This is a genomic window from Streptomyces coeruleorubidus (assembly GCF_028885415.1).
GTDB classification, from domain to species: Bacteria; Actinomycetota; Actinomycetes; order Streptomycetales; family Streptomycetaceae; genus Streptomyces; species Streptomyces coeruleorubidus_A.
Genome location: NZ_CP118527.1, coordinates 2,496,074 through 2,512,534, shown reverse-complemented (window position 1 = coordinate 2,512,534; position 16,461 = coordinate 2,496,074). Strand labels below are relative to the sequence as shown.

At 72.1% G+C, this 16,461-nt stretch carries 17 protein-coding genes and 2 pseudogenes; 11 read left to right on the top strand and 8 right to left on the bottom strand.

Translation table 11 applies throughout. The features are described from left to right. Positions 1-246: 246 nt before the first annotated feature. A pseudogene (locus PV963_RS11755) lies at positions 247-510 on the bottom strand (hypothetical protein); the annotation flags it as partial. A 138-nt stretch (positions 511-648) separates the two neighbouring features. Between PV963_RS11755 and PV963_RS11750 the strand changes: the two are divergent. The 3 genes from PV963_RS11750 to PV963_RS11740 all read left to right on the top strand — a co-directional run bounded on the left by PV963_RS11750 (position 649) and on the right by PV963_RS11740 (position 3,956). Further along, positions 649-1,380 carry an ABC transporter ATP-binding protein gene (locus PV963_RS11750; protein ID WP_274815589.1) on the top strand — a complete coding sequence of 244 codons (732 nt, stop codon included), beginning with the start codon at positions 649-651 and terminating at the stop codon, positions 1,378-1,380. 12 nt (positions 1,381-1,392) lie between these two features. After that, a complete protein-coding gene (locus PV963_RS11745; RefSeq protein WP_274815588.1) occupies positions 1,393-2,118 on the top strand; it encodes a vWA domain-containing protein in 726 nt (241 codons plus the stop codon). A 203-nt stretch (positions 2,119-2,321) separates the two neighbouring features. Next, the gene (locus tag PV963_RS11740; RefSeq protein WP_274822001.1) at positions 2,322-3,956 is read left to right on the top strand and encodes a cytochrome b; all 1,635 of its coding nucleotides are present in this window, start codon (positions 2,322-2,324) and stop codon (positions 3,954-3,956) included. Here the strand turns inward: PV963_RS11740 and PV963_RS11735 are convergent. Further along, positions 3,928-4,891, bottom strand: a pseudogene (locus PV963_RS11735) (acyl-CoA dehydrogenase family protein). The gene PV963_RS11740 and the pseudogene PV963_RS11735 sit on opposite strands and share 29 nt — an antisense overlap. Beyond that, complete coding sequence (locus PV963_RS11730) at positions 4,891-6,030, bottom strand: acyl-CoA dehydrogenase family protein (RefSeq protein ID WP_274815587.1); 1,140 nt, start codon at positions 6,028-6,030, stop codon at positions 4,891-4,893. The pseudogene PV963_RS11735 and the gene PV963_RS11730 overlap by 1 nt, the downstream one beginning before the upstream one ends. A gap of 47 nt (positions 6,031-6,077) precedes the next feature. Here PV963_RS11730 and PV963_RS11725 point away from each other — a divergent pair, with 47 nt between their 5' ends. The 3 genes from PV963_RS11725 to PV963_RS11715 are packed head-to-tail and all read left to right on the top strand — an operon-like array spanning position 6,078 to position 8,699. Further along, positions 6,078-6,863, top strand: a complete 786-nt coding sequence (locus tag PV963_RS11725) for an SDR family oxidoreductase (RefSeq protein ID WP_274815586.1) — start codon at positions 6,078-6,080, stop codon at positions 6,861-6,863. Between the two features lie 7 nt (positions 6,864-6,870). After that, entirely contained in the window at positions 6,871-7,518 is a 648-nt protein-coding gene (locus tag PV963_RS11720) for a TetR/AcrR family transcriptional regulator (protein ID WP_274815585.1), read from the top strand. Between the two features lie 23 nt (positions 7,519-7,541). Beyond that, positions 7,542-8,699: an acetyl-CoA C-acetyltransferase gene (locus PV963_RS11715; protein ID WP_274815584.1), complete on the top strand. Its 1,158-nt coding sequence runs from the start codon at positions 7,542-7,544 to the stop codon at positions 8,697-8,699. Here the strand turns inward: PV963_RS11715 and PV963_RS11710 are convergent. The 4 genes from PV963_RS11710 to PV963_RS11695 are packed head-to-tail and all read right to left on the bottom strand — an operon-like array spanning position 8,683 to position 12,028. Further along, positions 8,683-9,732, bottom strand: a complete 1,050-nt coding sequence (locus PV963_RS11710; protein ID WP_274815583.1) for an NAD(P)H-dependent flavin oxidoreductase — start codon at positions 9,730-9,732, stop codon at positions 8,683-8,685. The two genes, PV963_RS11715 and PV963_RS11710, sit on opposite strands and share 17 nt — an antisense overlap. Then, positions 9,732-10,451 carry a CoA-transferase subunit beta gene (locus PV963_RS11705; protein ID WP_274815582.1) on the bottom strand — a complete coding sequence of 240 codons (720 nt, stop codon included), beginning with the start codon at positions 10,449-10,451 and terminating at the stop codon, positions 9,732-9,734. Before PV963_RS11705 ends, PV963_RS11710 begins: the two co-directional genes overlap by 1 nt. Further along, positions 10,448-11,284: a CoA transferase subunit A gene (locus tag PV963_RS11700; RefSeq protein ID WP_274815581.1), complete on the bottom strand. Its 837-nt coding sequence runs from the start codon at positions 11,282-11,284 to the stop codon at positions 10,448-10,450. Before PV963_RS11700 ends, PV963_RS11705 begins: the two co-directional genes overlap by 4 nt. Continuing rightward, the gene (locus tag PV963_RS11695; RefSeq protein WP_274815580.1) at positions 11,285-12,028 is read right to left on the bottom strand and encodes an enoyl-CoA hydratase family protein; all 744 of its coding nucleotides are present in this window, start codon (positions 12,026-12,028) and stop codon (positions 11,285-11,287) included. It lies immediately after the preceding gene. Positions 12,029-12,082: 54 nt separating this feature from the next. Here PV963_RS11695 and PV963_RS11690 point away from each other — a divergent pair, with 54 nt between their 5' ends. Next, positions 12,083-12,817 (top strand): SDR family oxidoreductase, encoded by a 735-nt coding sequence (locus PV963_RS11690; protein WP_274815579.1) that lies wholly within the window; start codon positions 12,083-12,085, stop codon positions 12,815-12,817. Positions 12,818-12,832: 15 nt separating this feature from the next. Then, positions 12,833-13,765, top strand: a complete 933-nt coding sequence (locus PV963_RS11685) for an SDR family oxidoreductase (protein ID WP_274815578.1) — start codon at positions 12,833-12,835, stop codon at positions 13,763-13,765. Between the two features lie 53 nt (positions 13,766-13,818). Here the strand turns inward: PV963_RS11685 and PV963_RS11680 are convergent, their stop codons facing one another. Further along, positions 13,819-14,706: a hypothetical protein gene (locus PV963_RS11680; RefSeq protein ID WP_274815577.1), complete on the bottom strand. Its 888-nt coding sequence runs from the start codon at positions 14,704-14,706 to the stop codon at positions 13,819-13,821. A 122-nt stretch (positions 14,707-14,828) separates the two neighbouring features. Here PV963_RS11680 and PV963_RS11675 point away from each other — a divergent pair, with 122 nt between their 5' ends. The 3 genes from PV963_RS11675 to PV963_RS11665 all read left to right on the top strand — a co-directional run bounded on the left by PV963_RS11675 (position 14,829) and on the right by PV963_RS11665 (position 16,410). Then, entirely contained in the window at positions 14,829-15,281 is a 453-nt protein-coding gene (locus PV963_RS11675; protein ID WP_274815576.1) for a GNAT family N-acetyltransferase, read from the top strand. A gap of 45 nt (positions 15,282-15,326) precedes the next feature. Further along, positions 15,327-15,677, top strand: coding sequence for a chorismate mutase (locus tag PV963_RS11670; protein ID WP_274815575.1), 351 nt, complete (start codon positions 15,327-15,329; stop codon positions 15,675-15,677). 142 nt (positions 15,678-15,819) lie between these two features. Beyond that, entirely contained in the window at positions 15,820-16,410 is a 591-nt protein-coding gene (locus PV963_RS11665) for a response regulator (protein WP_274815574.1), read from the top strand. The last annotated feature ends 51 nt before the right edge of the window (positions 16,411-16,461 follow it).

Here is a 16,461-nt window from a genome sequence, read left to right as displayed (position 1 = left end):
TACCGCGCGGAGGTGGCATCCGATCCAGGCGGTCAACGCCTACGACATCCGGCTCGTCTGGCTGCGTGACCACCGCGAGGGCACCTGGGTCACGGTCCCGTGGCGGCTGCTGTCGTCGACCGCGACCCCATTCGGCGAGCCGGTGGCTCTGTCGATGACGAGGAGCAGCGTTTCTCGGGCGGTTCGGGAGGCACTGCCCGTGCTGGATGTCGATGGCTTCGGGCAGCAGCTCGGTGCCGATCGGTACAGCCCGCCGAACGCCTCCCGCGCCCCGCGCACCACGGCCCGCTGCGCCGCCTCCCGCCGCTCCCGGGGCACGTCCGCCTCGATCACGAGGGAGGCGGAGGCCGCGGCCCGGCCGCCCAGGGTGCCGCGCAGCGCCGCGTCCCCGACGGAGCCGGAGAAGGCGGCCAGGGCGGCGAGCACCGAGGTGGTCAGCAGGACGGCGAGCAGGGCGGCCGTGAGGAGCAGCCGATGCGCACGCAGGCGCAGCAGCAGTAAGCCGGTCACTCTTCCCCCACCCGATGGCCGAGCCGCTGTTCTCCCAACTCGGCATGCATATCACGGAGTTACCTGACCGGCACATGCGTTCGAACGCGGGTCGTTCCGCTCTTGACCACCCGGACCGGTTCCGTATGGGATGCGGTGATGACCGAGAACACCAGCCCGGGGTCCGGTGCCGCCCTCGCCGACGACACGTCCGGCGAGCCGATGCTGCGGGTGCGGGACCTGCACCACTCCTACGGCACGGGTGCCGCGGCCGTGCACGCGTTGCGCGGGGTCTCCTTCGCCGTCCGGCGCGGTGAACTGGTCGCCCTCAAAGGCCGCTCGGGCTCCGGCAAGACGACGCTGCTCCACATGATCGGCGGCCTCGACTCCCCGCAGCGCGGCCGTGTCGTCGTGGGCGGCACCGATCTGTCGGCGCTGAGCGGGAGCGAGCTGCTGGAACTGCGCCGCGACCGGATCGGTTTCGTCTTCCAGTCCTTCGGGCTCATCCCCATCCTCACCGCCGCCGAGAACGTGGGCGTGCCGCTGCGGCTGCGCCGGGCCGAGCCGCGCGAACGCGAGGAGCGGGTGGCGCTGCTCCTGGCCCTGGTGGGCCTCGCCGGCCACGAGAGGCAGCGGCCCGCCGAGCTCTCCGGCGGGCAGCAGCAGCGGGTCGCCATCGCCCGGGCCCTCGCCAACCGCCCGGCCCTGCTGCTCGCCGACGAGCCCACCGGCCAGCTCGACGCGGCCACCGGCCTGGCGGTGATGGAACTGCTGCGGGCCGTGGTCCGCAGCGAGGGCGTCACGGCCCTTGTCGCCACCCACGACCCGCAGCTCCTCGGCCTGGCCGACAGGGTGCTGGAACTGAGCGACGGAAGTGTCGTCGAGGAGTGAGAGGGTGGGGGCATGGCCGCGATCAGTCTGAGCAAGGTCCAGGAGACCGCTCCCGCGCTGGTGAACCTCTACAAGAGCGCCGGGGTGTCCCTCACGAAGCACGGCCTGGACGGCCTGCGGGCCGCGGTCTACCTCGTGGTCGACTACTCCGGCTCGATGAGGCCGTACTACAAGGACGGCAGCGTGCAGGCGCTCGCCGACCGGGTGCTCGGACTGTCGGCGCACCTCGATGACGACGGCACGGTTCCGGTCGTGTTCTTCTCCACCGACGTCGACGCCGTCACCGACATCGCGCTCGCCGACCATCAGGGGAAGGTCGAGCGGATCGTGGCCGGACTCGGGCACATGGGGAAGACCGGCTACCACCTGGCGATGGACGCCGTCATCGACCACTACGTCGACAGCGGGGCCACCGAGCCGGCCCTGGTGGTCTTCCAGACCGACGGCGGGCCCATCAACAAGCTCGCCGCGGAGCGGTACCTGTGCAAGGCGGCGAAACTGCCGCTGTTCTGGCAGTTCATCGGCTTCGGCGACCCGGGCAGCAAGCAGTTCGACTTCCTGCGCAAGCTGGACGAGCTGCCCGTGCCGGGCAAGCGGGTCGTCGACAACGCCGGGTTCTTCCACGCGGGCGAGGATCCGCGGGAGGTGCCGGACGCCGAGCTGTACGACAGGCTGGTGGGCGAGTTCCCGAAGTGGCTGGTGGCCGCACGGGCGCAGGGGATCGTGCGGCCGGCCTGAGCCCGCCGAGCCGCCTGCCCGCCCCCTTGGCCTAACCGAACCGCCCCTTGGCCTAGCCGCCCATACGCCCCATTTGCACGGCCGCGCTGCCGTGCCACGCTGGGAAGGATCCGACGGGGAGGCGACGACGTATGGGCGACGACGGCGCACGACGGGTGCATGACGACGGCGCAGGACACGTGCACGACGACGGCGGACGACGGATGTACGGGACGACCTCCGCTCGCAGGAGACCTCCCGCAGGCAAGGGCGAGAAGCTCGCCGACTGGGCGGACGGGCGGCTCGGCCTCTACGGGCTGGCCAAGGCCAACATGCGCAAGGTCTTCCCGGACCACTGGTCCTTCATGCTGGGCGAGGTCACCCTCTACAGCTTCGTCGTCCTGATCCTCACCGGCGTCTACCTCACCCTGTTCTTCGAGCCGAGCATGCAGGAGGTCGTCTACCAGGGGTCCTACACGGAGCTCAACGGCGTGCTCATGAGCAGGGCGTTCGAGTCCACCCTGGACATCAGCTTCGACATCCGCGGCGGGCTGCTGATGCGGCAGATCCACCACTGGGCGGCGCTGGTCTTCATCACCGGCATGATGGTGCACATGATGCGGGTGTTCTTCACCGGCGCCTTCCGCAAGCCCCGCGAGCTCAATTGGGTCTTCGGCTGGACCCTGCTGATGCTCGGCATCATCACCGGCCTGACCGGCTACTCCCTCCCGGACGACCTGCTGTCCGGCACCGGCCTGCGCTTCGCGCACGGCGCGATCCTGTCGATCCCGATCGTCGGGACGTATGTGGCGTTCTTCCTCTTCGGCGGGGAGTTCCCGGGCGACGACATCATCTCGCGCCTCTTCCCGGTCCATGTGCTGCTGCTGCCCGGGATCATGCTGGGCCTGGTGACCGCCCATCTGATCCTGGTCTTCTACCACAAGCACACCCAGTTCCCGGGCCCCGGGCGCAAGGAGCGGTCGGTCGTCGGGATGCCCTTCCTGCCGGTCTACTTGGCCAAGGCGGGCGGCTTCTTCTTCCTCGTCTTCGGCGTCCTGACCATCATGGGCGCGATCGCCCAGATCAACCCCGTGTGGGCCTTCGGCCCCTACCGCGCCGACCTGGTCACCACGGGCGCCCAGCCCGACTGGTACCTCGGGTTCTCGGAGGGCCTGATCCGGGTGATGCCGGGATGGGAGATCAACCTGTGGGGCCACACGCTGGTGCTCGGCGTGTTCATCCCGTTCGCGCTCTTCCCGCTGGTCATGCTCGCCATCGGCGCCTATCCCTTCATCGAGGCGTGGATCACCGGCGACAAACGCGAGCACCACATCCTGGAGCGGCCGCGCAACGCGCCCGTGCGCACCGGCCTGGGCGTGGCCTGGCTGACCCTGTACGCGGTGCTGCTGATCGGCGGCGGCAACGACATCGTGGCCACGCATCTGCATCTGTCCATCAACGTGATCACCTGGTTCGTGCGGATCGGCGCCTTCGTGCTGCCGGTCGCCGCCTTCATCGTCACGAAGAAGATCTGCATGGGCCTCCAGCGTCGCGACCGCGCCAAGGTGCTGCACGGCAGGGAGACCGGCACCATCAAGCGGCTGCCGAACGGCGAGTACATCGAGGTGCACGAGCCCCTGTCGCAGGCGGAGCTGTTCACCCTCACCCAGCACGAGCAGAACCCGCCCTACGAGATGGGGCCCGTGGTCGACGCGGGGGGCGTACGCCGCAAGGTCAGGCGGTCCGAGCGGCTGCGTGCGCGGCTGGCGAAGGCGATGTTCGGGCCCGACGCGCGGATCGAGAAGCCGACGGTGGAGGAGTTCCGGGAGATCACCAGCGGCGATCACCAGCCGCACTGACGACCAGGGCCCGGCACTCGTGGGGATCGCCCCAGGCGGTGCGCAGGGCCCGGGCCTTGGTCAGCCACAGCGACAGGTCGTACTCCGCCGTGTAGCCGATGGCGCCGTGCAGTTGCAGCGCGGTGCGGGCGGTGGAGTACGCCGCCTCGCACGCGGCGGCCTTGGCGGCGGCGGCATCGGCCGGCCGCATGGTCAGCGCGGCACCGAAGACCAGCGGGCGCGCGAACTCCAGGGCGATCTTCGCGTCGGCCAGCCGGTGCTTGACCGCCTGGAACGACCCGACGGGGACGCCGAACTGGGTGCGTTGCCTGACGTATCCGACGGTTCTGTCGAGGAGTGCGAGGCCCACCCCGAGAGCTTGGGCGGCGGTGGCGAGACGGGCCCAGGTGAGGGCCTGTCCGGTGGGGGCGTCGAGGAGTTCGCCGCCGGGGGCGGGGGGTGAGGCGACGGGCGGGGTCGAGGCAGGGGCGGGCGGGGCCGTGGCCGGGGGAGAGGCGGATGCCGCTGGGCTCCCAGGAGAGCCGGAGGGTGGCCGCGTCGCCGTCCAGGGCGTATGCGCCCTCGGGTGCCACCGTCGCCATCGTCTCCCCGGACGCCAGCACCGGCAGCAGCCGCTTGGCGATGCCCGGGTCGGCCCCCGTGAGGAGCACCGCCGCCGTCACCGTCTCGACCAGCGGGCCCGGCACCGCATGGCGGCCCAGCTCCACGAAGGCGACGGCCAGTTCGACCGGAAGCGGCCCCAGTCCGCCTTCGTACGTCTCCGGAACCGCCAGCGCGAACACGCCCGCCTCCGCGACACGGGACCACAGCGCCCGCCCGCTCGCATGATCGCCCCGGCTCCAGTCCCGCACCACCGCCGGTGTCCCCGCCGCCGTCAGCAGTGCGTCCAGCGAGGCGGCGAAGGCGCGTTGCTCGGCGTCGAGGAGGAAACGCATCAGCGGCGTCCCTTCGGCAGGCCGAGCAGGCGCTCGGCGATGATGTCGCGCTGGATCTCGTTCGTGCCCGCGTAGATCGGGCCGGCGAGCGCGAAGACGTACCGCTCCGCCCAGTCGGTGTCCGCCTGCTCGCCCTGCGGGCCGAGGAGGTCGAGGGCCGTCTCGTGCAGCGCGAGGTCGAGTTCGGACCAGAAGACCTTGTTCAGACTCGACTCCGGGCCGAGGGCCTCGCCGTCCAGGAAGCGGGAGGCGGCCGCGTACGTGAAGAGCTGGTAGGCGCGGGCGCCGATCAGGGCGTCGGCCACCCGGTCGCGCTCGGACACCGGACCGCCCCGCTCCCGCCACAGCTCCTCCAGCCGCCGCGCGGCGGCGAGGAAACGGCCCGGGGAGCGGAGCATCAGCCCGCGTTCGTTGCCCGCCGTCGCCATCGCGATCCGCCAGCCCTGGCCGGGTTCGCCGATCACGTCCTCGTCGGGCACGAAGACCTCGTCCAGGAACAGCTCCGCGAACGCCGGCTTGCCGTCGAGCCGGGCGATCGGACGGACCGTGACGCCGGGTGCGCGCAGGTCGAACATGAGGTACGTCAGGCCCTGGTGGGCCTTCGCCGCGTCCGGATCACTGCGGAACAGGCCGAACGCGCGGTCGGCGAACGCGGCACGCGAGGACCAGGTCTTCTGGCCGCTCAAGCGCCAGCCGCCGTCCGTGCGCACGGCCCTCGCCCGCAGGGACGCCAGGTCCGAACCGGCCTCGGGCTCCGACCAGGCCTGCGCCCAGATCACCTCTCCGCAGGCCATCGGGGGCAGCACCCGGGCCCGCTGCTCCTCGGTGCCGTGGGCGAAGAGGGTCGGGGCGAGCAGATGGATGCCGTTCTGCCCGACGCGCCCCGGGGCGCCCGCCGCCCAGTACTCCTCCTCGAAGACCAGCCACCGCAGGAGCCCCGCGTCCCGCCCGCCGTACGCCGCCGGCCAGTCGACCACCGACCAGCGGTCCGCGGCCAGCTCCGCCTCCCAGGCGCGGTGGGCGGCGAAGCCCTCCGCCGTCTCCAGGGAGGGCAACGGCTCGCACGGCACACGCGCGTGCAGCCACTGACGCACCTCGGTGCGGAAGTCCTCGTCCGCCGGCGAGAACGCGAGATCCACGACCGCCCTCCTTCCCTAACAAGTGTTTGGTAGGTTAGCGTGAGGCCATGACAGACGTCGAGAGTCCGTCGTACGTGCCCGGGCACGGTGTGCTGGAGGGGCGGACCGCCGTCATCACCGCCGCGGCCGGCGCGGGGATCGGCGGGGCCACCGCGCGCCGCTTCCTGGAGGAGGGCGCGCGCGTCCTGATCAGCGACGCGCACGTGCGGCGGCTCAAGGAGCACGAGGCGGAGCTGGCAGTCGAGTTCGGCGCGGCGTCGGTCGCCGCGGTGCCCTGCGACGTCACCGACGAGACGCAGGTGCGCGCCCTCTTCGACACGGCCGTCGGGGAACACGGGCGCCTGGACGTCGTGGTCAACAACGCCGGTCTCGGCGGCACCGCGGATCTCGTCGACATGACCGACGAACAGTGGTCCCGCGTCCTGGACGTGACGCTGAACGGCACGTTCCGGTGTGTGCGGGCCGCGCTCCGTCACATGCGGGGCAGCGGCGGGGTGATCGTCAACAACGCCTCCGTCGCCGGCTGGCGCGCCCAGGCCGGGCAGGCCCACTACGCCGCCGCGAAGGCGGGCGTGATGGCGCTGACCCGGTGCGCGGCCGTCGAGGCGGCCGAGTACGGGGTGCGCGTCAACGCCGTCGCGCCCAGCCTCGCCATGCACCCGCACCTGGTGAAGGTGACCACGCCCGAGCTGCTCGCCGAGCTGACCGCCCGCGAGGCCTACGGGCGGTACGCCGAGCCCTGGGAGGTGGCCAACGTGATCGTGTTCCTGGCCTCCGGCTACTCCTCGTACATGACCGGAGAAGTGGTCTCCGTCAGCAGCAGGCACCCCTAGGACGACAATGGGACCCGTGCCTCCTACGAAGAAGAAACCCCAGGTGACCGCCGCAGAGCCCGCCGCGGCCGCCGCCGCTCCTGACCGCCGCAGCGAACTCCTCGGCACCGCCGCCGAGGTCTTCGCCGAGCAGGGCTACAACGCCACCACCGTCCGCAAGATCGCGGACCACGCGGGGATGCTCGCGGGCAGCCTCTACTACCACTTCGACTCCAAGGAGTCGATGCTGGAGGAGATCCTGCGCACCTTCCTCGACGAGCTCTGGGACGGCTACGACGCCGTGCTGGGTGCCGGACTCGGCCCGCGCGAGACGCTTCAGGCCCTGGTCACCGAGTCGTTCCGGGAGATCGACCGGCATCGCGCGGCCGTCGCGATCTACCAGAAGGAGAGCAAGCAGCTCGTGGCGCAGGAGCGGTTCGCGTTCCTCGCCGAGTCGCAGCGCAGATTCGAGAAGGCGTGGCTGTCCACGCTGGAGCGCGGCGTCGCCGAGCGGGCCTTCCGGGCCGACCTCGACGTCCGGCTCACCTACCGGTTCGTGCGCGACACGGTGTGGGTGGCCGCGTCCTGGTACCGGCCGGGCGGCGGGCACAGCCCGGACGAGATCGCCCGGCAGTACCTGTCGATGGTGCTGGACGGGATCGCCGTACGCGAATAGCCCTTATGTGTGAGGGAGTTGCCATGGCCGAGGCCTACATCGTCGAAGCGGTCCGCACGCCCGTCGGGCGGCGCGGGGGAGGACTGAGCGCGGTCCATCCGGCCGACCTCGGCGCGCATGTGCTGAAGGAGCTGATGAGCCGCTCGGGCGTCGACCCCGCCGCCGTCGAGGACGTCGTGCTCGGCTGTCTGGACGCCGTGGGGCCGCAGGCCGGGGACATCGCGCGGACCTGCTGGCTGGCGGCCGGGCTGCCCGAGGAGGTGCCGGGCGTGACCGTCGACCGGCAGTGCGGTTCCTCGCAGCAGGCCGTGCACTTCGCGGCGCAGGCCGTGCTGTCCGGCACCCAGGACCTGGTCGTCGCCGGCGGTGTGCAGAACATGTCGATGATCCCCATCGCCTTCGCCACCCGGCAGGCCGCCGAGCCGCTGGGGCTGACCGAGGGCCCGTTCGCGGGCAGTGCGGGCTGGCGGGCGCGGTACGGGGACAAGCCCGTGAACCAGTTCGTGGGCGCCGAGATGATCGCCGCGAAGTGGGGGATCAGCAGGCAGGACCAGGAGGAGTTCGCCCTGCGGTCCCATCAGCGGGCGGTGCGGGCGATCGACGAGGGCCGCTTCGACCGCGAGACCGTGCCGTACGGGGACGTCACCGCCGACGAGGGCCCGCGCCGGGACACCTCACTGGAGAAGATGGCCGGACTGAAGCCGGTCGTCGACGGCGGCACGATCACCGCCGCCTGCTCCTCGCAGGTCTCCGACGGGGCGGCGGCGATGCTGCTGGCCTCCGAGCGGGCCGTGCGCGAACACGGGCTCACCCCCCGCGCGCGCGTGCACCACCTCTCGGTGCGCGGCGAGGACCCGATCCGCATGCTCACCGCCCCCATCCCGGCCACCGCCCACGCCCTGAAGAAGACCGGCATGACCATCGGCGACATCGACCTCGTGGAGATCAACGAGGCCTTCGCCCCGGTCGTCCTGGCCTGGCTGAAGGAGACGGGTGCGGACCCGGAGAAGGTCAACGTCAACGGCGGTGCCATCGCCCTGGGCCACCCGCTCGGCGCGACCGGCGTGAAGCTGATGACGACCCTGCTGCACGAACTGGAGCGCACCGGCGGCCGGTTCGGCCTGCAGACCATGTGCGAGGGCGGCGGACAGGCCAATGTGACGATCATCGAGAGGCTGTGAGACGCCGACGGGTCTCCTCGGCCTCCGCCATGATCCGCTCCACCAGCTCCGCGCACGAGGGCAGGTCGTCGATCACTCCGGCGACCTGCCCGGACGCCATCACGCCCAGGTCCGTACGACCGTCCACCATGGACGCCTTGAGCAGCATCGGGATGTTCGCGGCGAGCAGGACCTGGCTCCAGGTCAGGTCCTTGCCGTGCCGCAGGGCGAGCCCGTCGCGGACCATGCCACGCCAGGTGAGGCCGGAGAGCCGCCGGAAGCGCGACGCCCTGCGCGTCGCATGGAACAGGGCTTTCACACGGCCCGAGTTCTCCAGCGCGTCCACCAGATCCGTCCGCAGCATGCGGTGCGGCAGCCCGTCCACCGCCCTGGTGACCGTCACGTCCCGCACCGTCGCCGCCAGATACCGCGCCTTCACCGCCTCCGGCACGGTCGAGTCCGACGTCAGCAGGAACCGCGTGCCCATGGCGACGCCCGCAGCCCCGTAGGCCAGCGCCGCGACCAGCCCCCGCCCGTCGAAGAACCCGCCCGCCGCCACGACCGGTATGTCCACGGCGTCGACCACCTGCGGCAGCAGGACCGTCGTGGCCACCTCGCCGGTGTGCCCGCCACCCTCCGCGCCCTGCACGACCACCGCGTCCGCGCCCCACGCGGCGACCTTCTCGGCGTGCCGCCGCGCCCCCACGGTCGGCATGACGACCACACCGGCCTCCTTGAGCTCGCCGATCAGCTCCCGCGAGGGGGCCAGGGCGAAGGAGGCGACCCGGACGCCCTCCTCGATCAGGATCCGCACCCGGTCGCCGGCGTCCGCCGCGTCGGCGCGCAGGTTCACACCGAACGGCGCGTCGGTACGGGCCCGGACCTCCCGGACGGCCGCGCGCAACCGGTCGAGCGTCATCGTCGCGGAGGCCAGGATGCCGAGAGCGCCCGCGTTCGCCGTGGCGGAGACCAGGCGCGGTCCCGCCACCCAGCCCATCCCGGTCTGCACGAGGGGATGGCGGACACCGGTCAGCCGGGTCAGCGCCGTCTCCATCACGAGGCGACCTCCCTCGCGCGCGTGCCGGCCGGGTCGACGACCTCGCGGATCAGCCGGAGCTCCTCCGCGGTCGGCTCGCGGGTCGGCGGCACCTCGTCCGGGACGGCGAGCTCGAAGCCCGTCGCCTCCCTGACCTGCTCCACCGTGACACCCGGGTGCAGCGAGGCCAGCCGCATCGAGTGGTCGGGTGTGGCGAAGTCGAAGACAGCCAGATCGGAGACGACCCGCGGGATGCGGTGGTGACGCGCCCCGGCCGCATGGTCGTACCCGACTCCGCAGACCATGTCGACCCGCTCGACGAAGACCCGCCGGGAGTGCCTCGGGATCCAGTAACTGGTCGGATTGTTGAGGGTGTTGACCGGCGCGCCGCGCACCCCGAGCAGCTGCCGCCTCGGCCGCTGCCAGTCGCCGATGCACGAGATGTTCTGGTTGCCGAACCGGTCGATCTGGCTCGCGCCCATCATCACGTGCCGCCGGCCTCCGGTCACCAGGGCCAGATGCTGCCGGTACGGCAGCCAGCCCTCCGTCGTCCCGTCCGGGCGGACCAGTAGCGCCTCGCCGTCGGTCAGCAGCAGGTCAGGCGCGAAGGTGAGCCGGGCGAGCCGGGCGCCGATGGAGGGGATCAGCCCCATGGGGCTCGCGAGCACCTCGCCGTCGCCCCGCCAGGCCTCGGCGCACGCGATCACGCAGTACTCCGCGCGGGTGGCCCCCGTCATGTCCCCTCCCCGACGGCCGACCGGTACGCCTGCTCGTCCCCGGCGAGGAACCGGGCCGCGAACTCGGGCCAAGGGGTCGTCGCGTACGTCTTCTGGAAGGCCTCGTCCCGGCCGTAGTCGGGCGCGCAGGACGTGAAGTGCGCCCCGTTCGGGGCCTCCACGACGCCGGTCACCGTGTGCCGCTTGACCAGCAGGGTCTGCGGCGGTGCCGCCTTCGTCAGCTCGGCCGTGTCGACGATCCGTTCGCAGCTGACGTACGCCGTGTCCGCCGCCTCGCAGAACAGGTCGTCGAAGTACGGGTCCGGGCCCAGGTACTGCCCGTTGCCCAGCCGGTCGGCGCGGTTCATGTGCACCAGGGCCGCGTCGAGCCGCAGGGCGGGCATCGCCACGAACGTCTCCCCATCCCCGTACGGTGAAGTGACCGTCCGCAAACCGGGGTTGACCCGCATCACGTCCGAGCCGATACCGGCCCGCACCGGCAGGAACGGCAGCCGGTTCGCCGCCGCGTGCAGGCCCCACATGAACATCGCCTCGTCGATCTCCGTCAGTGCGAAGGCAGCACGCTCGCGGGCCGCGCGGTAGTGCGGCTCCAGGGGGATCGAGTCGAGGGTGACGAAGGCCGTGACCAGTTTCCGGATCCGCCCGGCGGCGGCCAGCATGCCCACGTCCGGGCCGCCGTAGGAGACGACCGTGAGATCGGTGATCCGGGACCGGAGCAGTGCTCTCACCAGGGCCATCGGCTTGCGGCGCGAGCCCCAGCCGCCGATGCCGAGGGTCATGCCGCTGGACAGGCGGGACACGACCTCGTCGGCCGTCATCGTCTTGTCACTCACCTACGCGCCCTCCTTCCCGAAGCCCGCGCGCACCCGGTCGGCCACCCCACCGAGGCCCGCCTCGAAGGTGAAGCCCTGCTCGAAGCGGTAGCTGCGGCGCACGTCGACCGGATCGATGCCGTTGAGGGCGGCCTTGGCCAGGCGCAGCAGCTGCCCGTCCTTGGCGGCGATCTCGCGGGCCAGCGTCAGCGCGGCGGCTCGCAGTTCCCCGGGCGGCACCACCCGCCACACCGAGCCGTGCGCGTGCAGCTCGGCCGCGGTCGCCGTGCGCGAGGTGTAGTACAGGGCGCGCATCAGGTGCTGCGGGACCAGCCGGGCCAGATGGGTGGCCGCGCCCAGTGCGCCACGGTCCAGCTCGGGCAGGCCGAAGACGGCGTCCTCGCTCGCCACGATCACGTCCGCGTTGCCCACCAGCCCGATGCCGCCGCCCAGGCAGAAGCCGTGCACCGCCGCCACGACCGGCACCGCGCAGTCGTACACCGCGGCGAAGGCCTCCGCGCAGGCGTGGTTGGCGCCGATCAGCGCACTGTTGCCGTCCTTCTGTATCTCCTTGATGTCCACGCCCGCGTTGAACCCGCGCCCCTCGGCCGCCAGCACCACGCACCGGACCGCCGGGTCGCGCCCGGCCGCGCGCACCGCGTCGGCCAGCGCGAACCAGCCGGCCACCGGCAGGGCGTTCACCGGCGGGAAGTCGGCCGTGACGACGGCTATGCCCTTTTCCACGCACGAGGTGGAGACACCCATGGCCGCATCAGCTACCTTTCCACCAAACGTTTGTTAGGTGGAAGGTAGCAGCGAATGGAGCTGGACGGGAAGGTCGCCGTCGTCACGGGCGGGACCCGGGGCGTCGGTGCCGGTATCGCGCGTGCCTTCGTACGGGCGGGTGCCGAGGTCGTGGTCTGCGCCCGCCGCCCGCCGGAAGTCCCGGTGCCCGGAACGGAGTTCGCGCCGCTGGACGTCCGGGACGCCGAGGCCGTCCGGCGCCTGTGCGGCGAGCTGCCCCGGCTGGACGTCCTCGTCAACAACGCGGGCGGCAGCCCCCACCGCCCGCTCACCCACGCCGGCGCCGACCGGCACGCGCGCGTGGTGGAGCTCAACCTCGTGGCTCCGCTGACCATGTCCCTCGCCGCGTACGAGCACCTGCGGCGGGCCAGGGGCTCGATCGTCATGATCGGCAGCGTCAGCGGAGGCCGCCCCTCACCGGGCACCGCCGCCTACGGCGCCGCCAAGGCGGGCCTGGAGAACCTCGCCCGCTCGATGGCCGTGGAGTGGGCGCCCGACATCCGGGTCAACACCCTCGTCGTCGGCATGGTCCGCACCGAACTGTCCCACCTCCACTACGGCGACCAGGACGGCGTCGCCGCCGTCGCCCGCACCGTCCCGCTCGGCCGCCTCGCCGAGCCGTCCGACGTCGGCCGGGCCGCGGTCTTCCTCGCCTCGGACGCCGCCGCCTACATCAGCGGAGCGAGTCTGCTGGTCCACGGCGGTGGGGAGCGCCCCGCGTTCCTGGACGCCTCGACCGCGAACAAGTGAACAAGGAGACCTGAGATGAGCGGAATCTGCGACGGACGGGTCGTCGTCGTCACCGGCGCGGGGCGGGGGCTCGGCCGCGCCCACGCCCTCGCGTTCGCCGCCGAGGGCGCGCGGCTCGTCGTCAACGACCTCGGCGTCGGCCTCGACGGCACAGCCGGAGCCGGCGGGACGCCCGGCCCCGGCAACCCGGCCGCCCGCGTCGCCGAGGAGATCCGCGCGGCGGGCGGCCAGGCGGTGCCGCACGGCGGCGACATCGCCACGACCGAGGGCGCCGCCTCCCTCGTCCGGACGGCCCTGGAGACGTACGGCAGGCTCGACACACTCGTCAACAACGCGGGCTTCCTGCGCGACCGCATGCTGGTCAACCTCGACGAGGACGACTTCGACGCCGTCGTACGCGTCCACCTCAAGGGCCACTTCCTGCCCCTGCGGCACGCCGCCGCACACTGGCGGTCCGAGGCCAAGGCGGGCCGCCCGCCCGAGGCGCGGATCGTCAACACCAGCAGCGGCGCGGGCCTGCTGGGCTCGGTCGGCCAGGGCAACTACAGCGCCGCCAAGGCCGGGATCCTCGCCCTGACCCTGGTCGCGGCGGCCGAACTGCGCCGCTACGGCGTCCAGGTCAACGCGATCGCCCCCGCCGCCCGGACCCGCATGACGGAGCGCACCTTCGCCGACACCATGGCGGCACCCGACTCGGGCTTCGACACGATGGCCCCGGAGAACGTCTCCCCCCTGGTCGTCTGGCTCGGCTCGGCCGCGAGCACGGGGGTGACGGGCCGGGTCTTCGAGGCGGAGGGCGGCCGGATCACGGTGATGGAGGGCTGGCGCCCGGGCCCGAGTGTGGACAAGGGCGAGCGGTGGGCTCCGGCGGAGACGGGGGAGGCGGCTCGGAAACTGCTGGCGGAGGCGGGCGAGCCCGGGCCGGTGTACGGCGCTCAGGGGTTCTAGGGAGCGTCCGCAAAGTCCCGTGCGGACACCCCCGGGGGAGCTCAGGAGACGTCTTACGTGTCGCACTCCAACACGCTCCGGCACAACGCACACCGCGCCCGAACCCGCCCCCGCACCGGCACCCTGATCCGCTGATGACAGGTCGGGCAGGGAAACGACACCCGCAACCGCCCACCCCCGTCCGGAGTGAACGAGTACCGCACACCCGGCTGCGGCGGCCCGGCCGGCGCATGCCGCCGATCGCGCGCGTACCGCCGCCGCCCCGACCACCCCGCCGCGGTCAACGGCGGCTGCTGCTCATCGCGACGGGCCAGCTCCATCCCCTTCACGTACGCCGTGTACGCCTGCGGACTGGTGAACCACACCGACGGGTCCTCCCCGAAGACCAGCGCCCGCTTGGCCAGCACGTACCCGAACTCCTCCGGCGTGAGATACCCCAGCTTCTGGGACGACGCCCGGTCCTCCCGGTACGCGTCCAGCAGCAGCCAGCCCGCGCCCAGATACGTCGCCGCCGTGTCCGTCAGGATCTCGTTGTCCCTCACGCCCGGGAAGGACAGGTCGAGGCGGTGCAGGTACACATGCATCACCTCGTGCGCCAGGGCCGCCCCGATGTCCCGCCGATGTGTACGGAACCGGTCGTTCAGCTCCACGAAGTACTCGGGCCCGGCAGCGAGCTCGACGTTCGCCGCGTGCCGCATCTCCCGGAAGCTCACGATCAGCCGGGCGTCCGGCAGCCGGTAGTGCCGCACCAGCTCGTGCGCCACCCGCTGCGCCCCCAGATACAGGTCGTCGGTGTCGCAGAACGCCACGTCGGCGGGGACCACGCTGGTCGCGAACGTCTGGATCGTGTCGTACGACAGTCGCTTGTACAGCGCCGTGATGGCGGCCCGCACCGTCTCCAGATGCGGGTAGCCGTGCTCGACCGGCCCGTCGTTCGCCACGCCTCACCCCCAAGACGCCCCTGAACCCGATTCCACTGTACGGAAATGTGACGGCAACGGGGCCGTGCCGCCGCCGCTAAAACCGGTCGTCGCCGCCTTGGGCCGCTGGCAGAATCCGGGCCGTGACCAGCGAACAGCGCTCCGTCGCCGCCTCGCTCCAGGTGGGCGGCCAGGACGACGAACTCGACAAGCGGCTCGACGAGGAGCTGACCGCCTTCAACACCGCGGCCGCCGACGGCGTGACCACCGAGCCCCTCTCCGTCCGCGTCACCGACGAGGCCGGCGAGCTGATCGGCGGGCTCACCGCCTGGACCTGGGGCACCCTGTGCTCCGTGGATCTTCTCTGGGTGCGCGCGGACCAGCGGCACGCCGGCTGGGGCGGCCGGCTGATGCGCGCCGCGGAGGAAGAGGCCGTCCGGCGCGGCTGCACGGACATGGTCGTCTCCACGTACAGCTTCCAGGCGCCCGGTTTCTACCCGCGGCTCGGCTTCCGGGAACGGGCGCGCATCGAGGGCGTGCCCGGCGGACACGAGGACGTCTGCTTCCACAAGCGGCTGGGTACCGCCGAGTCGTGAGACGGCCCGCGGCCGCCGGGCGCGCGCCCCTTAGGCTGACCTGCCATGACCACCAGCAACACCGGCACCGGTGACGTCGACCCTGCCGTCCGTGAGGAACTCGCCCGCCTGCGCGACAGCATCGACAACATCGACGCGGCCGTCGTCCACATGCTCGCCGAGCGCTTCAAGTGCACCCAGCAGGTCGGCCTCCTCAAGGCCCGGCACCAGCTGCCGCCCGCCGACCCGGCCCGCGAGTCCCGCCAGATCGCCCGGCTGCGCGCCCTCGCCGAGAACGCCAAACTGGACCCGGCCTTCGCGGAGAAGTTCCTGAACTTCATCGTCGCCGAGGTCATCCGTCACCACGAGCGCATCGCGGACGAGGCGCTCAACGGCTCGACGCCCGGCGGCAACTGACCTCGCGCGACCGCCCCCCGGGGAGTGACACGACGGCCCGCGCGAGGCATGCTGCGCTGTGCACAGCATGTCAGCTGACGAGCACTGCGCGTCAGTGTCCCGGACTTACTCTGGATCCTCCACGAGGGAGGGGCGTCGGGCCATGCCGTCGGAAACCAGGATCCTCATCGTCGACGATCACGAGGACACGCTGTACGCACTGGAGAGCGCCCTGGCCCCGCTGGGCTATCTGCTGGGCCGGGCCACCAGCGGCGACGAGGCGCTCAAGCAGGTGCTGCGCGGCCAGGTCGGCCTGCTCCTGCTCGACGTGCGCATGCCCGGCGTCAGCGGACTGGAAGTCGTGCGCTACATGCGGCGCGTGGAACAGACCCAGCACATCCCGGTCATCCTGCTCACCGGCTTCGGCCCCGACCACGAACTGACCACCGCCGCCTTCGGCCTCGGCGTCGCCGACCTCGTCATGAAACCCGTGGACCCCTGGGCCCTGCGCACCAAGGTCCGCTACCTCTACGACGCCCACCAGCACCACCTCGCCCTGGAGCAGGAGGTGCGCCGGCTGCGCGCCTTCGTCCGGGAGCACACCGAGACCGCCGCACACCCCGAGCGACCCGCCCTGCACACCGAGACCGCATCACACCCCCAACGGCTCGCGCTGCCCCACCCCGACGCGCGCGTGCCGCCCCAGCGGCCCCCGGGGGCGCACGCCGGGGAGCTCGAAAAAGACCGCACCTAGACCGGACATCGGTCGCATACCGATCCGCCTCTGTGCCATGCCCTTGCCATC

Coding starts and splice junctions, on each gene's coding strand:
- PV963_RS11750 (WP_274815589.1), top strand. CDS start 649: ATGACCGAGAACACCAGCCCGGGGTCCGGTGCCGCCCTCGCCGACGAC.
- PV963_RS11745 (WP_274815588.1), top strand. CDS start 1,393: ATGGCCGCGATCAGTCTGAGCAAGGTCCAGGAGACCGCTCCCGCGCTG.
- PV963_RS11740 (WP_274822001.1), top strand. CDS start 2,322: ATGTACGGGACGACCTCCGCTCGCAGGAGACCTCCCGCAGGCAAGGGC.
- PV963_RS11725 (WP_274815586.1), top strand. CDS start 6,078: ATGACAGACGTCGAGAGTCCGTCGTACGTGCCCGGGCACGGTGTGCTG.
- PV963_RS11720 (WP_274815585.1), top strand. CDS start 6,871: ATGGGACCCGTGCCTCCTACGAAGAAGAAACCCCAGGTGACCGCCGCA.
- PV963_RS11715 (WP_274815584.1), top strand. CDS start 7,542: ATGGCCGAGGCCTACATCGTCGAAGCGGTCCGCACGCCCGTCGGGCGG.
- PV963_RS11710 (WP_274815583.1), bottom strand. CDS start 9,732: ATGGAGACGGCGCTGACCCGGCTGACCGGTGTCCGCCATCCCCTCGTG.
- PV963_RS11705 (WP_274815582.1), bottom strand. CDS start 10,451: ATGACGGGGGCCACCCGCGCGGAGTACTGCGTGATCGCGTGCGCCGAG.
- PV963_RS11695 (WP_274815580.1), bottom strand. CDS start 12,028: ATGGGTGTCTCCACCTCGTGCGTGGAAAAGGGCATAGCCGTCGTCACG.
- PV963_RS11690 (WP_274815579.1), top strand. CDS start 12,083: ATGGAGCTGGACGGGAAGGTCGCCGTCGTCACGGGCGGGACCCGGGGC.
- PV963_RS11685 (WP_274815578.1), top strand. CDS start 12,833: ATGAGCGGAATCTGCGACGGACGGGTCGTCGTCGTCACCGGCGCGGGG.
- PV963_RS11670 (WP_274815575.1), top strand. CDS start 15,327: ATGACCACCAGCAACACCGGCACCGGTGACGTCGACCCTGCCGTCCGT.
- PV963_RS11665 (WP_274815574.1), top strand. CDS start 15,820: ATGCCGTCGGAAACCAGGATCCTCATCGTCGACGATCACGAGGACACG.